12 protein-coding genes are annotated in these 15,884 nt (G+C 71.0%); 3 read left to right on the top strand and 9 right to left on the bottom strand.

The features are described from left to right. The first annotated feature begins 42 nt into the window (after positions 1 to 42). Positions 43 to 3,789, top strand: a complete 3,747-nt coding sequence (ileS, locus tag OWM54_RS28630) for an isoleucine--tRNA ligase (protein ID WP_267699574.1) — start codon at positions 43 to 45, stop codon at positions 3,787 to 3,789. 55 nt (positions 3,790 to 3,844) lie between these two features. Here ileS and OWM54_RS28625 read toward each other — a convergent pair whose 3' ends face one another. Genes OWM54_RS28625 through OWM54_RS28590 form a run of 8 tightly spaced genes read right to left on the bottom strand, consistent with a single transcriptional unit; the run spans position 3,845 to position 10,916 of the window. Then, positions 3,845 to 5,584, bottom strand: coding sequence for a complex I subunit 5 family protein (locus OWM54_RS28625; protein WP_267699573.1), 1,740 nt, complete (start codon positions 5,582 to 5,584; stop codon positions 3,845 to 3,847). Further along, a complete protein-coding gene (locus tag OWM54_RS28620; RefSeq protein WP_267699572.1) occupies positions 5,581 to 7,071 on the bottom strand; it encodes a monovalent cation/H+ antiporter subunit D family protein in 1,491 nt (496 codons plus the stop codon). The genes OWM54_RS28625 and OWM54_RS28620 overlap by 4 nt, the downstream gene beginning before the upstream one ends. Then, a complete protein-coding gene (locus OWM54_RS28615) occupies positions 7,068 to 8,495 on the bottom strand; it encodes a complex I subunit 5 family protein (RefSeq protein WP_267699571.1) in 1,428 nt (475 codons plus the stop codon). Before OWM54_RS28615 ends, OWM54_RS28620 begins: the two co-directional genes overlap by 4 nt. After that, positions 8,492 to 8,821, bottom strand: a complete 330-nt coding sequence (locus tag OWM54_RS28610) for a cation:proton antiporter subunit C (RefSeq protein ID WP_267699570.1) — start codon at positions 8,819 to 8,821, stop codon at positions 8,492 to 8,494. Before OWM54_RS28610 ends, OWM54_RS28615 begins: the two co-directional genes overlap by 4 nt. After that, positions 8,818 to 9,762, bottom strand: coding sequence for a hydrogen gas-evolving membrane-bound hydrogenase subunit E (mbhE, locus tag OWM54_RS28605; protein WP_267699569.1), 945 nt, complete (start codon positions 9,760 to 9,762; stop codon positions 8,818 to 8,820). Before mbhE ends, OWM54_RS28610 begins: the two co-directional genes overlap by 4 nt. After that, positions 9,747 to 10,058 (bottom strand): monovalent cation/H(+) antiporter subunit G, encoded by a 312-nt coding sequence (gene mnhG, locus OWM54_RS28600; RefSeq protein ID WP_267699568.1) that lies wholly within the window; start codon positions 10,056 to 10,058, stop codon positions 9,747 to 9,749. The genes mbhE and mnhG overlap by 16 nt, the downstream gene beginning before the upstream one ends. Continuing rightward, the gene (locus OWM54_RS28595; RefSeq protein ID WP_141330747.1) at positions 10,055 to 10,351 is read right to left on the bottom strand and encodes a monovalent cation/H+ antiporter complex subunit F; all 297 of its coding nucleotides are present in this window, start codon (positions 10,349 to 10,351) and stop codon (positions 10,055 to 10,057) included. Before OWM54_RS28595 ends, mnhG begins: the two co-directional genes overlap by 4 nt. Continuing rightward, entirely contained in the window at positions 10,344 to 10,916 is a 573-nt protein-coding gene (locus OWM54_RS28590; protein ID WP_267699567.1) for a Na+/H+ antiporter subunit E, read from the bottom strand. Before OWM54_RS28590 ends, OWM54_RS28595 begins: the two co-directional genes overlap by 8 nt. A gap of 249 nt (positions 10,917 to 11,165) precedes the next feature. Here OWM54_RS28590 and OWM54_RS28585 point away from each other — a divergent pair, with 249 nt between their 5' ends. Further along, positions 11,166 to 11,987, top strand: a complete 822-nt coding sequence (locus OWM54_RS28585; protein WP_074951279.1) for an alpha/beta fold hydrolase — start codon at positions 11,166 to 11,168, stop codon at positions 11,985 to 11,987. An 18-nt stretch (positions 11,988 to 12,005) separates the two neighbouring features. Here the strand turns inward: OWM54_RS28585 and OWM54_RS28580 are convergent, their stop codons facing one another. Next, positions 12,006 to 14,723, bottom strand: coding sequence for a N,N-dimethylformamidase beta subunit family domain-containing protein (locus OWM54_RS28580; protein WP_267699565.1), 2,718 nt, complete (start codon positions 14,721 to 14,723; stop codon positions 12,006 to 12,008). 369 nt (positions 14,724 to 15,092) lie between these two features. On the opposite strand from OWM54_RS28580, the gene OWM54_RS28575 reads away from it, so the two are divergent. Next, positions 15,093 to 15,854: an alpha/beta fold hydrolase gene (locus tag OWM54_RS28575; RefSeq protein ID WP_267699564.1), complete on the top strand. Its 762-nt coding sequence runs from the start codon at positions 15,093 to 15,095 to the stop codon at positions 15,852 to 15,854. Positions 15,855 to 15,884 lie beyond the last annotated feature (30 nt).

Here is a 15,884-nt window from a genome sequence, read left to right as displayed (position 1 = left end):
CCCCCTTCCCTCCCTCGCTCCGGGTGCTATCAAGCACCCACCATGCCTGAGTCAGCGCCCCCCGCCCTGTTCGACGCCGTACCCGCGGAGATGGACTTCCCGGCCGAGGAACGCCGCATCCTCGCCTTCTGGAAGGACCGTCGCATCTTCGAGCGCTCGCTCGAGGCGCGCGAAGGGGCCAAGAGCTTCGTCTTCTACGAGGGCCCGCCCACCGCCAACGGTCTGCCCCACAACGGCCACGTCCTCACCCGCGTCATCAAGGATTTGTTCCCCCGCTACCAGACGATGCGCGGCCACTACGTGCCTCGCAAGGCGGGCTGGGACACCCACGGCCTGCCCGTGGAGGTGGAGGTGGAGAAGGAGCTGCGCATCCACGGCAAGGCGGAAATCGAGCGCTATGGCGTGGAGCCCTTCACCGAGCGCTGCATCGAGTCCGTCTTCCGCTACACCTCCGAGTGGGAGCGGCTCACCGAGCGCATCGGATTCTGGGTGGACCTGAACCAGGCCTATGTCACCTACCACCGCCCCTTCGTGGAGAGCGTCTGGTGGGCGCTGGCGGAGCTGCACCAGAAGGGCCTGTTGTACCAGGGCCACAAGGTGGTCTGGTGGTGGCCGCAGGGCGGCACCGCGCTGAGCTCGGCCGAGGTGGGCCTGGGCTACAAGACGGTGGACGACCCGAGCGTCTACGTCGCCTTCCCGCTGCGCGACGCGCCGGACACCTCGCTGCTCGTCTGGACGACCACGCCCTGGACGCTGCCGTCCAACATGTACGCGGCCGTCAACACGGGCGTCGACTACGTCACCGTGGACGCGGGCGACCGCAAGCTCATCGTCGCCGCCGCGCTGCGCGAGGAGCTGGCCAAGAAGCTCAAGAAGGACCTGCCTGTCCTCGACACGCAGCCGGGCCGCGCGCTGGTGGGCCAGCGCTACCTGCCGCCCTTCGACGTGTACTTCTCCAAGGAGGGGGACACGCGGCTGGCGCTGCGAGACGGCGGCGACGACGTGCGCGCCTGGCGCGTGCTGGCCGCCGACTTCGTCACGCTGTCGAGCGGCACGGGCATCGTCCACATCGCCCCGGCCTTCGGCGAGGACGACTACGACGCCTTCCGCAAGGACCGCGAGCGCTTCGCCCAGCCGCACGCGATGGAGCTGTTCTGCGCGGTGAAGCCGGACGGCACCTTCTCCGAGGACGTGCCGCTCGTCACCGGCAAGTTCGTGAAGGACGCGGACAAGGACATCCAGCGCAACCTCAAGGAGCGGGGCCTGTTGCTCGTCACCGAGCAGTACAAGCACGAGTACCCGTTCTGCTGGCGCGCGGATGACGACCCGCTCATCCAGTTCGCCCGCCCCGCCTGGTACATCCGCACCACGGCGGTGAAGGACCGCGCCATCGCCAACAACCGCGCCGTCAACTGGGTGCCCGAGCACATCAAGGAAGGCCGCTTCGGCGACTTCCTGGCCAACAACGTCGACTGGGCCCTGTCGCGCGAGCGCTACTGGGGCACGCCGCTGCCTTTGTGGGTCCACTCGGAGACGGGCGAGGTGGAGGCGGTGCCCTCGCTCGAGGCGCTGCGCCAGAAGCCCGGCAGCAACCTGGGCGCCGTGGAGTCGGAGCTCGCCGCGTTCCTCAAGGGCAAGCCGCACGAGGCCAACGCGCGCCACCTCATCGTCCACAAGCCCTGGATTGACAAGGTGACGTACGAGAAGCCGGGCACCCCGGGCCGCTTCGTGCGCGTGCCCGAGGTGGTGGACGTGTGGTTCGACTCGGGCTGCATGCCCTTCGCGCAGTGGGGCTTCCCGCATGCGGAGGGCTCGCACGCCATCTTCAACCGCGCCTTCCCGGCGGACTTCATCTCCGAGGCCATCGACCAGACGCGCGGGTGGTTCTACTCCCTGCTCATGGTGAGCACGCTGGTCTTCGACGAGGAGACGCAGGCGCGCCTGGGCCTCGTGCCCCAGCGGGAGTGGCCGCACCCGTACAAGAGCTGCATCGTGCTGGGCCACGTCTCCGACAAGGAGGGCCGCAAGGAGTCCAAGTCCAAGGGCAACTACACGCCGCCCGAAATCATCCTCGACGAAGTGCGCATGGACTTCGCGGTGCTCACCGCCGCCGAGGCGGGCATGCCGGGTGAGCCGGGCGTGGCGCTCATCGCGCGCGAGGACCTGGAGGGCCTGGACCTGGTGGAGGGCGCCAAGGTGCAGGTGTTCCGCCCGGACCGGCCGGACGTCTTTGTCACCGTGACGGTGAAGGCGCACAAGAAGCTCAAGCGCCGCGTGGTGCTGCTCGGGCCCGCGGAGCACGAGAAGCTGGGCGTGGCGCCGTCCGCCAAGGGCGCGGGCGTGATGCCGGTGGAGGTGCCGAGGCTCGCGGCCTCCGAGCGCGTCACCGTGAAGGACCCCAACGCCAAGGCCCCCGGCGCGGACGCGTTCCGCTGGTTCTTCTACGCGGCGAGCCCCACGTGGTCCAACACGCGCCACTCGCTGGCGAACGTGCGGCTGTTGCAGAAGGACTTTCAAATCAAGCTGCGCAACGTCTACTCGTTCTTCACCATCTACTCGAACATCGACGGCTTCAACCCGGCGAAGGGCAACCCGGACGCCAAGGCGGCGCCGTGGGAGGCGGTGAAGCAGAGCCAGGGCTGGCGCGAGGTGAGGCAGCGCCCGCTCCTGGACCGGTGGATTCTCTCCGAGGTGCAGCTGGCGCTGCGCGACGTGGAGAAGGCGCTGGACACCTATCAGGTGTACGACGCGGCCCAGCGGCTGGTGGCGCTGGTGGACGGCCTGTCCAACTGGTTCCTGCGCCGCAGCCGGGACCGGTACTGGACGGCGGGGCTGGAGCAGGACAAGCAGGACGCGTACTTCACGCTGTACGAGGCGCTGACCACCATCGCCGCCCTCTCCGCGCCGTTCATCCCGTTCTTCGCCGACGAGATGTGGGGCAACCTGGTGCGCAAGCCCTGGCCCACGACGCAGCCGGAGAGCGTGCACCTGGCGGACTTCCCCCAGGCGGACCCAAGCCTCATCGACGCGGAGCTGGCCGCGGACATGGCGGCGGTGCGCGAGCTGGTGTCGCCGGGCCTCAAGGTGCGCACGGACAACAAGCTCAAGGTGCGTCAGCCGCTGGCGCGAGCCGACATCATCCTCGCGCGCAAGGAGCTGACGGAGCGGCTGGCCGCGTACAAGGATTTGCTCGCGGACGAGCTGAACGTGCACGAGGTGCGCTTCGTGGAGCCGGGCAGCCCGGACGCGGACGTGGTGCGCTTCCGGGTGCGGCCGAACCTGCGCGCGGTGGGCGGACGGCTCGGGCCCAAGCTGGCGCCGGTGCGCAAGGCGTTCGACACGGGCGACGGGCGCGCGCTGCACCGCGAGCTGCTCCAGACGGGGCAGGTGGCGCTGGAGCTGGGCGGCGAGAAGCTGGTGTTCACCGGTGAGGAGCTGGAGACGCTCGTGGAGGCCAACCCCGGCTTCGCGGCGGCGGGCACCGGCGCCGGCGTGGTGGTGCTCCACACGCAGCTCACCGAAGCGCTCATCGACGAGGGGCTCGTGCGCGAGCTGCTCGCGCGGGTGCAGGGGGCTCGCAAGGATTTGGAGCTGGGCTACACGGACACCATCCAGCTGTGGGTGGACGGTGATGCGCGCGTGAAGCGCGTGACGGACGAGGGCCGCGCGCTGATTGCGCGGGAGACGCTCGCCTCGGCCATCCATGTGGGGCCCGAGGGCTTCACCGGCCAGGAGGAGGAGGTCAGCCTCAACGGCCTGCCGGCCCGCCTGCGCGTCCAGCGCGGCTGAGCCTCACCGGCCCGCGTGCTCGGCACGCGGGCCTTGCCCGGGCGGGCGTTCCGGCTCAGCGCACGAGCAGGAACAGGAACACACCCAGGAACACCAGGAGCAGGAAGCCCACGTGGCTCAGCCGGCTCAGCCCCTCCTCCCCGCGGCCCACCGCGTGGAGGAACAGGTCGCGCATCCGCTCGAACCCGCGCAGCGTGCGCACCGTCAGCGCCCCCGGCTTCGAGTCCTCGCGCTCCGCGCCTCGCGTCAACAGCCGCCACCCGGGGAGCACCCGCCTCGACAACGGCCACAGCACGTCCCCCGCCGGTATCTCCAGGACGCTCCGGCCCATGCGCCACGCCACCGCGCTCACGGCCACGCCCAGCGCCACGGGCCAGGCCGAGGACCACAGATTCTTCGGCTCCAGGAGCTTGGGCAGCAACTCCGAGCCCACCGGCGGCCACACCAACAGCACCGTGTCCACGACGAGCAGCAGCACCCACGACAGCCACATCCCTCCCGTGTCGCCAGTCCCCTGCTCGGGCGCGTCGGGGAGCACCGTCACCAGGAAGCGCGCCATGATGAGCGTGCTGCCCACCGCCGCCAGCGACAACAGCGTCGACACCACCTCCGGCGCGTGCGCCACCGCCTCCGCCGACTTCAACGACAGCTTCGCCAGCGCCCCGCTCGTCAGCGGCGCTCCGGCAATCTCCAGCCCTGCCCACACCAGCCCCACCCACACCACCACCGCGCGCCAGCCCCGCCGCCCCGTCTCGTGCACCAGCCCGGCGCCCAGGAACAACAACCCCTTCGCCAGCGAGTGGTGCGTCGCATACACGAGCACCGCGCCCACCAACACCGCCGCCGCCTCCGGCGCCCCCAACGCGAGCCCCACCGCGAGCGTCAAGAACCCCATCTGGCTGATGCTCGAATAGGCGAGCACCGTCTTCGCCTCCTTCTGCGTCAGCCCCACCAGCACGCCGTAGAAGCTCGCCGCCAGCCCCAGGACCACGAGCACCTGCCCCACCTCGGGCACGCTCGCCTCGCCCAGCGGCAGGAAGCGCAGCCAGCCCAGCACCCCCACCTTGATGATGGTGCCGCTGAGCACCGCGCTGCCCGGCGCGGGCGCCACCGGATGCGCCAGGGGCAGCCACATGTGCAACAGCAGCACGCCCACCTTCACGCCGAAGCCCGCGAGAATCAGCACGCAGATGAGCGCGCGCTCGGGCGACTGCGCCACCACGCGCGGCACCTCGTCGAACGTCAGGTTGATGCGCGTGCCCGCGATGAGGAAGAAGGCCGCGAGCAGCAGCACCTCGCCCACCAACGCCATGATGATGTACACGCGCCCCGCCCGGGCCGCGCGCTCCTCCCGCGAATGGACCACGAGCCCATACGCGCAGAAGGTCATCATCGCGAAGAACAGGTAGAAGCTCGCCATGTCCCGCGCGAGCACCGCCCCCACGTTCCCCACCAGCGTCGCCAGGTAGAAGCCCCAGAACGAGGCCTTCCGCCCGTCCTCGCGCAGATACCCTCGCGCGAAGAGCCCGGAGAACAGCCACAACACGCCGGTGAAGAGCAGGTACGTCCGCGTCACCTCGTCCGGCGCGTACAGCCGCATGCCCAACAGCACGTGCGGCCAGTACACCGTCGCCCCGGCGCTCAAGCCCAGCACCACCGTCGGGAGCGCCGCCCACGGCGCCAGCAGGGCGCCCACCTTGCGCGTCGCCGGCGGCATCATCGTCACCATGAGCACCAGCGGCACGCCCAGGGTCGCCAGGACGAGCAGCGAGGGCACCTCCTGCCATCCGCTCATGGCCGGAACTCCCGGTCCGTGATGAGCCTCGTCCAGCCCAGCGGGCTGAGCTCCGCGCCCGCGAACAGCCCCGCGGCCACCGACAGCACCGCCGTCACCACCGTCGGGAACAGCAGCGCCCAGCCAATCTCCCACCCGTGGGGACGCGGGCTCGGCTTCCAGTCCTCGGTCGGCGCCTGGAACCACGCCGAGTAGACGATGGGCAGGAAGTACCCCGCGTTGAGCAGGCTGCTCAAGAGCAGCACCACCACCAGCCACGACTCGTTCGCCTCCAGCGCGCCGATGCCCAGGTACCACTTGGTGATGAAGCCCGCGACGGGCGGAATCCCAATCATCCCCAGCGCGGCGATGGTGAAGGCCGCCGTCGTCAGCGGCATCCGCCGCCCCACTCCGCGCAGCTGCTTCACCCGGTGCAGGTGCAGCTCCTCCGCGTAGTTCCCCGCGCAGAAGAACAGGGTGATTTTCATCACCCCCTGATGCACCAGGTGCACCAGCCCCCCAATCGTCGACACCGTGCCGAAGATGGAGACCCCCACCACGATGTACGCCACCTGGCTCACCGTCGAGTAGGCCAGCCGCCTCTTCAAGTCCCCCTGCTGGAGCGCCTTCAGCGAGCCGTACAGGATGGTGATGGCCGCGACGATGGCCAACGGACGCGTCACCTTCAGGTCGTGCACCAGGTAGACGCCATACACGTCGTAGATGACGCGGGTGATGCCGAACGCCCCCGCCTTCACCACCGCGACGGCGTGGAGCAGCGCGCTCACCGGCGCGGGCGCCACCATCGCCACCGGCAGCCAGCCATGGAACGGCACCAGCGCCGCCTTCACCGCGAGCCCGCCGATGAGCAGCGCGAAGGCCACCGTCAACTCCACGCGGTGGTCCACCACGGCCGACAGCGCCCCCCGCTCGGTGAACTCCACCGTGCCCGCCAGCGTGTAGAGCAGCACCACGCCCGCCAGGAGCAGCGTGGCCCCGCTGAGCGTGTAGCGCAGGTACACGTTGCCCGCGCGCAGCGCCTCCTTCGTCCCGCGGTGGATGACCAGCGGGTACGTGGACAGCGTGAGCATCTCGTAGAAGAGGAAGAACGTCAGGAGGTTGCCCGCCAGGGCGATGCCCATCGTCGAGGCGACACACAGCGAGAAGAAGCCGAAGAACCGGCTGCGGTGCCCGGTGCCCTCCAGGTAGCCCACCGCGTAGATGGTGGTCACGAACCAGAGCACCGCGGACAGCGTGATGAAGAGCAGGCTGAACGAGTCCGCCCGCAGCACCAGGTCCGCGTTGGGGAAGAAGGTCACGCGCGTCTCGTACTGACGCCCCTGGAACACGCCCCAGGCCATGGCCGCCGTGAGCAGCAGCTTCGTCGCCGCGGCCGTCAGGTTGAGCGCCGTGCGCGTGCGCCGCGCCTCCTCGGCGAGCAGGAAGATGATGAGCCCCGGCAACAGCGAGCTCAGCAGCACGCACAGGGGCAGCCAGGTGTTCTTCATCGCGCCGCCCCCACCGCCAGCAACCCCAACGGGAACCAGGGCACCAGCCCCAGCACCAGCGCGATGAGCGCCAGCGCGAACGGCGCCAGCTCGTTGCCCAGCGGGATGGCGCGCACGGTGACGCCCTCCGGCAGCGGTAGGAACGAGCCCCGGAGGATGCGGAAGACGTACGCCGCCGCCAGGAGGCTGCCCACCAGCAGCACCACGCCCCACCACCACTGGCCCGTGGCGATGGACGCGTTGAGCAGCAGCCACTTCGCGATGAAGCCCCCGCTCGGAGGAATGCCAATCAGGCTGATGCCCCCCAGGCCGAGCGCCAGGAAGGTGAACGGCATCCGCCCCGCCAGGCCCTGCACCCCGCCCAGCGTGGTGATTCCCACCGCCTGGTGGATGTTGCCCACCGCCACGAACATGGAGGCCTTGGCCGCCGCGTGCGAGACCACCAGGTAGATGGCCCCCGCCCGCGCATCCTCCGTCGCCATGGGGAAGACGAGGAACATGTAGCCGATCTGCGCGACGCTCGAGTACGCGACGACCCGCTTGAGCTGCGACTGGAGCAGCGCCAGCAACGAGCCCCAGATGACCGCGGCCGCGCCCAACAGCCCGAGCAGCTGCGCCACCTGGGCGTCCATCACCGGCGCGAAGACCTCCAGCCACAGCCGGAACAGCACGTAGTAGGAGCCCTTGGAGATGAGCGCCGACAACAGCGCCGTCACCGGCGTGGGCGCGCCCGCGTACGTCGGTGGCAGCCACACGTGCAGCGGGAACAGCGGCGTCTTGAGGCACAGCCCCACCGTCACCAGCGCCGCCGCCACCCACGTCACCGGCCCGGACTGGACGCGCTCGGCGAGCAGCCCCACGTCCAGCGCCGCATGGGCCCCGTACAACAGCGCGATGCCCAGCAAGTAGCAGAGCGAGCCCGGCAGCGCGAAGAGCAGGTAGCGCAGCCCTCCGTCCAGCCCCGGCAAGTCCCGCCGCACCGCGATGAGCGCCACGGCGCCCAGAGTGGTCAGCTCCAGCGTGACGTAGAGGTTGAAGGCGTCCGCCGACAGCACCAGCGCGTTGAGCGCGCACCAGACCAGCAGCCACAGCGGCAGGAACTCCCGGTCCTCGCGGTCCGGAAGGTGGTCCAGGGCATGGACGCTGGTGAGCGAGCCCACCAGGGCGATGGTCAACATCATCAGCACGGCGAGCCCGTCAGCCCGCCACTCGATGCCCAGCGGCACGCCCCAACCACCGATGCTCTGGCGCAGCACACCCCGATGCGCCACCTCCCATGCCAGCACGGCGGACATGCTGAGCGTGGCCACCGACGTCACGCCCGCGATGAGGCGTACCGCGGGCCGTCCCACCAGCAGCGCCAGCACCGCGCCCAGCAGAGGGATGATGACGGGCCACGCCATCAAGGCCGAGGCTCCCGTCATGAGCGCTCCCCAACGGGGACGGGCTCACGCTCCGGGGTGTGGGACTGCTCGGCCTGCAGCCGCGCCATGCGCCGCGCCAGCGCCACCGCGAGCGCCGTGGCGCTCACCGACACCACGATGCCCGTGAGCACCAGCGCGTGCGGCACCGGGTCCGGCACGCCCTTGGGCCCCCGCCGCGCGAGCGCCACCAGCACCAGCAGGACGCCGGAGCCCGCGATGTTCGCCGCGAGGATGCGCTTCACGACGTGCTGGTGGGAGAAGAGCCCCACCAGCCCCACGCTGAACATCGCCACGCCCGAGAGCGCATAGACGGCCCACGGGCTCACGGCCGCTGCTCCGGCAGCGCCCGGGGCGGACGCGTCCCGGGGAAGAACATCAGCAGCACCATGGCGATGGAGACCGTCAGCGCCGCCTCCACGACGAAGATGAGCGTGCCCGCGTACTGCTCCGGGTACTCGAGCAGCCGCCCTCCGGAGACGAGCGGCGCCACCGCCACCAGGATGAACATCAACGGCCCGGTGAGCAGCGCCCAGCGCACCCGCAACGACGACATGCGCGGCGTGCCCATGCGCGCGGTGAGGATGGCCACCACCCCGCCGCCCGCGAGGATGGCGCCCGCCTGGAAGGCTCCGCCCGGACCGTGGTCGCCCACCCAGACCAGGTAGCCCGCCACCAGCAGCAGCGCGGGCGTCATCAGCTGGAACAGCTCCCCCGTCAGCGGGTCCTCCATCGCCTCCTTGTCCGGCCGCTCGCTGCGCGGATTCACCGCGCGCGCGCCCAGCGCGGCCACCAGCAGCACGGCGATCTCCAGCAGCGTGTCGTAGCCCCGGAAGTTCAAGAGCACCGCGGTGACGGGGTGCTCCACGCCGCTGTCCCCCTGGCGAGCGGCGACGAGCCGCCCCAGGCCCTGGCTGTCGGCGGGCAGCGCGAGCACCGCCCAGCCCAGCAGTGCCGTCAGGGCCACCGTGCACAAGAGCGCCCAGGGCCTGCGCCGCGCGCGGGCGCGCACGTCCGAGGAGTCGTCCTCCGTCCAGCTCAGCGTGTGCATGAGCAGCGCGCCCGTCAGGCCCGTGCCCACCGCGGCCTCCACCAGCGCGATGTCCGGCGCGTCCAGCCGCGCCCAGCCCAGCGCGGAGAACAGGCCGAAGGCCACGAAGAGCACCACTGCCTGCGACAGCGCCTCCGTCCTCAGGACCCGCCAGGCCAGGAGGGGCAGACAGATGGCCAGGCTCGCGTCGAGCAGCCCGTCCATCATGACTCCCGCCATCCAGTCCAGGCCGGCGTGCCCCGCCGCAGCGCCGCGCGGGCGATGAGCTGACACGTGAAGGCACTGGCGACGAGGACGAACAGCCAGACGAACAGCAGCTTGAGCGCCGTGGCCCAGGAGCCCGACTGGAGCGCCAGGCCCACCACCACCAGGCCCAGCCCCAGGTTGTCCACCTTGGTGAGCGCGTGCAGCCGGCAGTACACATCCGGGAAGCGCAGCACGCCCACCGTGCCCGCCAGACAGAAGCCCGCGCCCGCCAGCATGAACGCCGCGGAGACACCTTCGAGGAGGGTCATCGGCGCGGCGCCTCCCCACGAGCGCGCGCGTCCTCCGCGTCGCTGCCCACCGCGAAGCGCACGAAGGCCACCACCGTGACGGGCGCGAGCAGCGCGAAGATGAGGGCCACGTCCCGCAAGGGGGCGCTCCCCTCGTTCCCGGCGAGCAGCACCAGCACACCCACGCCCGTGGTGCCGAACAGCTGCGCGACGATGAAGCGGTCCGTCAGCGTGGGCCCGCGAACGACGCGCACCATGCCGGCCAGGATGTTCAAGAGCAGGAAGAGGGCCAGGCCCGTGCGCAGCTCATGCATGAGCGCCCTCCGGCGGCGGGGGTGTCCCCCCCAGGCCGAACAGGCGGCGCACACGGAGCTCCAGGCCCGCCAGCTCCTCGTGGATGACCTGGCCCCGGTCCACGAGCGCGTGCACCACCAGCTCCTCGCCCTCCACGTCCGCGCTCAGCGTGCCGGGCATCAGGCAGAGCGTGATGCGGAACAGCGCCTGGGGCGCGCCCTCGGGCAGGCGCATCGGGTAGCGGACGAGGACGGGGGAGATGGGCAGGCTGGGAGAGAGGGCGCGCCTGGCCACGTCGAAGCCGCCGTGCACCGAGCCCTTCAGGAAGAAGAGCGTGAAGCCCGCCACGCTCCGGAGCGTCCACGCATGGCGACGCGGAGGGCTCAACACGAAGCTCACCGCGGCCACGACGCCCACCACCACCAGACCGAACGTCAGGCTGCTCGGGTCGCCGTCACACAGCGCCCACCACGTCAGCGCCAGGAAGACCACGCGCGCCACCGCGCTCTTCCAGGCACCCACGTCCAGCCGAGGCGCCCGCCTCCGGCCCACCTCCACGCTCGCGCGCGCGTCACCAGTATCCACGGGGTCCACGCGTCGGACCCTAGGCCAGCCACCCCGCACACGGCGCACGGAGTCCCTCGCCACGTTCGTCATCGGACGCTTGGTGGACGCAGTGGCGCATAACTGACGAAGCCGACCGCATCCCGACCCACGGCCCCCCGGGCTCCCCCATCCGGGGGAGTCAGGCGCGCCTCGGCTTGGGGTGGGGCGCGGATGTGCACCTGGCTACGTTGGCTCTCGAGGAAGTCACTTCCCGAAGGAGCCGGCACGATGAGCATCGTCACGACGAAGGATGGAGCGCGCATCTTCTACAAGGACTGGGGCACCGGTCAGCCCGTGGTCTTCAGCCACGGCTGGCCGCTGAACTCGGACAGCTGGGACGAGCAGCTCCAGTTCGTCGCCTCGAACGGCTACCGCGCCATCGCGCACGACCGCCGGGGCCACGGCCGCTCCACCCAGACGTGGTCCGGTCACGACATGGACACGTACGCGGACGACCTGGCCGCGGTGCTCGACGCGCTCGACGTCAAGAACGCGGTGCTCGTGGGCTTCTCCACCGGCGGCGGCGAGGTGGCGCGCTACATCGCCCGGCACGGCACGAAGCGCGTGGCCAAGGCGGTGCTCGTGGGCGCGGTGCCTCCGCTCATGGCGAAGACGGCCAGCAACCCGGGCGGCCTGCCCATCGAGGTGTTCGACAACATCCGCGCGGGCGTCCTCGCCGACCGCTCCCAGTTCTTCCAGGACCTCACCACGCCCTTCTTCGGCGCCAACCGCCCCGGCGCCAAGGTCTCCCAGGGCGCGCGCGACGCGTTCTGGCTGGCCGGCATGCAGTGCGGCCTCAAGCCCGCCTACGACTGCGTCAAGGCGTTCTCCGAGACGGACCAGACCGAGGACTTGAAGAAGTTCGACGTCCCCACGCTCATCATCCACGGCGATGACGACCAGATCGTCCCCATCGAGGGCGCGGCGCGCGCGGCGGCCCGGCTGGTGAAGGGCTCCACGCTCAAGGTCTACGCCGGCGCTCCGCACGGCCTGACGGTGACGCACCGCGAGCAGTTCCACGCGGACCTGCTCGCCTTCCTGAAGTCCTGAGCCTGAACGGGCCCGTCGTCAGGGCGGGCCCACCTGGATGACCTGCGTGGCGAAGGCGCTCGCCCCCAGGTCGTCCGTGGCGGTGAGCGTGACGGTGTAGCGGCCCACGCCCGTGTAGCGGTGCTCCAGGTACGCCGCGTCGGACGTGGTGCCGTCACCCAGCTCCCACCGGAAGCGCTGAATCCAGCGGCCCGCGCCCGTCGCGGTGCTCGTCGTCGCGTCGAGGAACACGTTCAAGGGCGCGCTCGTCCCGGAGAAGGGTCCACCGGTGATGCGCGGCACGGGTCGCGAGCCTCCCCCCGAGGCGGGCGCGAGCAGCTTGCGCACCGTGGACGCGCCCTGGTCCACCACCAGCACGTCCCCGTTGGGCAGGCCCGCGATGCCCGCGGGCAGGCTGAAGGTGGCCTGTTCCGCCGCGCCATCCCGAGCACCATGCGCGCCCGTGCCCGCGTACGTCCTCGCCCGGCCGGAGGCGACGGCCCGGATGCGCTCGTTGCCCGTGTCCGTCACCAGCAGCCGGTCCTGGACGTAGGCCGCGCCGAGCATCGGCAGGAACAGCGCCGCGCTGCCCGCCCCGTCCGAGAAGCCGCCGGTGACGGCGCCCGCGGCGGTGGACGTGGTGAAGGAGGCGTCCATCGCCACGCGGCGGATGAGGCGGTTGCCCGTGTCCACCACCCACAGCGCGCCACCGCCGAAGGCCACACCCGTGGGCCGGTGGAGCTTCGCCTGGCTGGCGGGGCCGTTGGTGCTGCCCGAGCCTCGCGCGCCAATCAGCGTGCTCACCCGTCCAGCCGGGGTGATGCGCGCGAGCCGGTGGTTGAAGGTGTCCGCCACATACAGGTCCGTCCCGGCGAACGTCACGCTGGAGGGCGTCTGGAAGCGCGCGGCGGTGCCCACGCCGTCCGCCTTGCCCTGGCGTCCGTCCTTGGAACCCGCGAAGGTCGTCACCGTCCAGCGCGCGTCCCGGGCGATTCGGACGACGCGGTGGTTGCCCGTGTCCGCCACGTAGAGCGTGCCGTCGGTGGCGATGGCGATGGACTGCGGCGAGCGCAGCGCCGTCGTCGCGCCGGCCCCCTCGCCCACCCCCGGCGTGCCCGTGCCCGCGATGGTGGTGACGGTGCGCGCCGCGTCGTTGGCGATGCGCCGCACCGCGTGGTTGCCGGTGTCCGCGACGAACACGTTGCCCTGCGCGTCCACCGCCACGCCCACGGGCCGACGCAAGCGCGCCTGCGCCGCGGGGCCGTTGACGAACCCCTCCTGGAACGCGGCCCCCGCGAAGGTGGACACGCCCGCGGACTGTCCGGTGCGGTCCACGGGCCTGGGGTCGTCCGCGCCGAAGGTGTCGCCCGCAAGCGGCGGCACGAGGCCCGCCCTGCGCAGCACGTTGTCGGTGATGCGCTGCACGCGCAGGTCCGCGAAGTGTGGATGCGACAGGCCGTGGGACCAGGAGATGCCGCCGCTGGCGAAGACGAACGCGCCCGAGGGCGCGGTGTAGAGGGTGGAGGTGTGCCAGTTGGGCTCGCCCCTGCTGCTGATGGCCGGCGACTCGGCGAGGGCGACGAGCCCCGGCGGCGAGGCTCCGTTGCTCCACGCGCGGTCGATTTCGTAGCCCACCACGGAGAGGAGGGAGTCACCCTGCGCGAGCCCCGTGCCGGCGAAGGGCCAGGCGCCCGGCGTGCGCACCACGTAGGGCTGCGGGATGAGGCCCCACGCGTCGGACATCACGCCCACCAGGCCGTTCTCCGGCTCGCCCAGGCGCGCGTTGCGCCAGCGCACCGTCATGAGGTTCGTGCCCGCCTTCGGGTCCTCCTGGGGCGCCTCGTCCTTGTAACAGACCTGCCTGCGCCGCGACGTGCCCGTGGGCCCCGCCTCCAGGCGGATGAGCCAGCAGCTGGTGTCGCTGCCCAGGAACGCCAGGTTCACCCCCGACGCCAGCGCCGCGTCCACCGCCTGCTTGAGCGGACGCGACCAGTACTCGTCATGCCCCACGGAGATGAACAGCTTCTGTCCCAGCAACAGCGAGGGGTCCCGGTCCAGGTCCACGTTGGTGACGTAGTTGAGCTCGTAGCCCTTGGACTCGGCCCACAGCACGAAGTGGTGCGAGGCATGGAAGTACTCGCCCGCGCCATTGCCATCCAGGTACGGCCGGTCGAACGAGGCGACCTTCGCGTGGCCTCCGGACAGTCCCAGGGAGGTGGCGTAGAGGCTCTCTCCGCCCCAGGCGTTGTAGGCCTGGAACGTGGTGAACGGAATCAGGACGACGCCCGTGTTCTTCCGCTCGTCGGCGCGCACCACGAAGATGACGTAGGACTGCGGCCCGTCGTCACGCACCAGCTTGAGCAGGTACACCCCGCTGGGCCACGAGGCCTGGGTCGCCACGGTGAAGCTCACCGGCCAGCGACACTCGACCAGCCCCGTCGTCCTGTCCGCCGCCGGCGTGGGCTGCGGGCCGAGGGTGACGGGACCTCCGGACGCCATGCGCCGCGAGCCCGCGCCGCCGTAGTGGCCCATGCGGTACAGCTCCCAGCGCACCGCATGCGGGCTGTCGGTCCGCACGTGGATGTCGATGGACTGGCCCCGCTGCACGCTCGTCGCGCTGGCGTAGCCCTCCAATTGCGCGCCCGTCGCCGGTTGGCTGAGCGCCCACTCCGTGCTGCCGGGCAGCCGGGCCTCGCTGCCCGCTGGAGCGACAGACATCAGCCCCACCCACATCGTCAGGAACATCGACAGTCCCATGCGCGCTCCTCCCCACGCGCCGTTGTCCCCGCACGCCTCGCGCGCCTCAACCCTCCGGGCCCGCGAGTGGGCGCCCCCGGACAGACTTCGCACGCGATGTGCCGGGGCCGACGCGGCGACTGTCCGTCATGACCCGCCTGCATGTCCCGCGCGACTACGGGGTTCCCGCGGGTCAACTGGCCCTCGGTACACTGCCGCCTTGTGCGGCAACGTGAGCGCGCCTGCGCGAGTCGTGACGTTCCGTCGGGTGGTCGACTTGCGAGCATGCGGGCTGCATCGTCCCGTGCGCCCCGCATCATCTAGACTCGCGCCATGACCAAGTCAGTCACCACTCGAAACAATGTGCAGGTCATTGGCCGAGGCGACGATGTGATTGTCTTCGCCCACGGCTTCGGCACCAACCAGAGCGCGTGGCACCACCAGGTGCGCGCCTTCGAGGACACGCACCGCATCGTCCTGTTCGACCACGTGGGCACGCACGGCACGGACCTGGAGGACTACAGCCCGCATCGCTACGCGGCCCTGGAGAGCTACTCGCTGGACCTGCTGGAGGTGCTCGAGTCGGTCAAGGCGCGCAACGTGTTCTACGTGGGCCACTCGATGAGCGGCATGATTGGCGTGCTCGCGGGGCTGGTCCGACCCGAGTTCTTCCGGGGCATGCTCTTCATCGGCGCCTCGCCCCGCTACCTCAACTCGCCTGACTTCAAGGGCGGGTTCGACCGCCAGGCCGTCGACGAGCTGTACAAGACCATCGAGCAGCACTTCGAGGCCTGGGCCAGCGGCTTCGCGCAGGCGGCCATGGGTCCCGCCGCCACGCCGGAGATGGTCAAGGGCTTCGCCGACTCGCTGCTGGCGCTGCGCCCCGACATCGCCGTCGGCGTGATTCGCATCATCTTCGAGTCGGACTACCGCGAGCAGGTGACCCGGCTGAAGGTGCCCACCTGGGTCGTCCAGCCGCTCAACGACTTCGCCGTCCCCACCGCGGTGGGCGAGTACCTGGCCAGGAGCCTGCCGAGCGGCAACATCCGCTACGTCCCCAACCAGGGACACCTGCCGCACCTGAGCGCGCCCAACGAGGTCAACACGCTCATCTCGGACGCCCTCGCGGCAAGCGCCCTCGCGGCGGCGTGAGCGCTTCCTCGACGGAAGTGACGGAACCGG

Source organism: Myxococcus sp. MISCRS1, from assembly GCF_026626605.1.
In the GTDB taxonomy this organism is placed as follows: Bacteria; Myxococcota; Myxococcia; order Myxococcales; family Myxococcaceae; genus Myxococcus; species Myxococcus fulvus.
Note: the sequence above shows the minus strand (reverse complement) of the source record. Positions and strands in the feature narration are given on the sequence as shown.

What these genes read in the sequence shown, in the direction of transcription:
- OWM54_RS28585 (WP_074951279.1), top strand. Translation starts at nt 11,166, where the DNA reads ATGAGCATCGTCACGACGAAGGATGGAGCGCGCATCTTCTACAAGGAC.
- mbhE (WP_267699569.1), bottom strand. Translation starts at nt 9,762, where the DNA reads ATGGCGGGAGTCATGATGGACGGGCTGCTCGACGCGAGCCTGGCCATC.
- ileS (WP_267699574.1), top strand. Translation starts at nt 43, where the DNA reads ATGCCTGAGTCAGCGCCCCCCGCCCTGTTCGACGCCGTACCCGCGGAG.
- OWM54_RS28620 (WP_267699572.1), bottom strand. Translation starts at nt 7,071, where the DNA reads ATGAAGAACACCTGGCTGCCCCTGTGCGTGCTGCTGAGCTCGCTGTTG.
- OWM54_RS28595 (WP_141330747.1), bottom strand. Translation starts at nt 10,351, where the DNA reads ATGCATGAGCTGCGCACGGGCCTGGCCCTCTTCCTGCTCTTGAACATC.
- OWM54_RS28625 (WP_267699573.1), bottom strand. Translation starts at nt 5,584, where the DNA reads ATGAGCGGATGGCAGGAGGTGCCCTCGCTGCTCGTCCTGGCGACCCTG.
- mnhG (WP_267699568.1), bottom strand. Translation starts at nt 10,058, where the DNA reads ATGACCCTCCTCGAAGGTGTCTCCGCGGCGTTCATGCTGGCGGGCGCG.
- OWM54_RS28615 (WP_267699571.1), bottom strand. Translation starts at nt 8,495, where the DNA reads ATGACGGGAGCCTCGGCCTTGATGGCGTGGCCCGTCATCATCCCTCTG.
- OWM54_RS28580 (WP_267699565.1), bottom strand. Translation starts at nt 14,723, where the DNA reads ATGGGACTGTCGATGTTCCTGACGATGTGGGTGGGGCTGATGTCTGTC.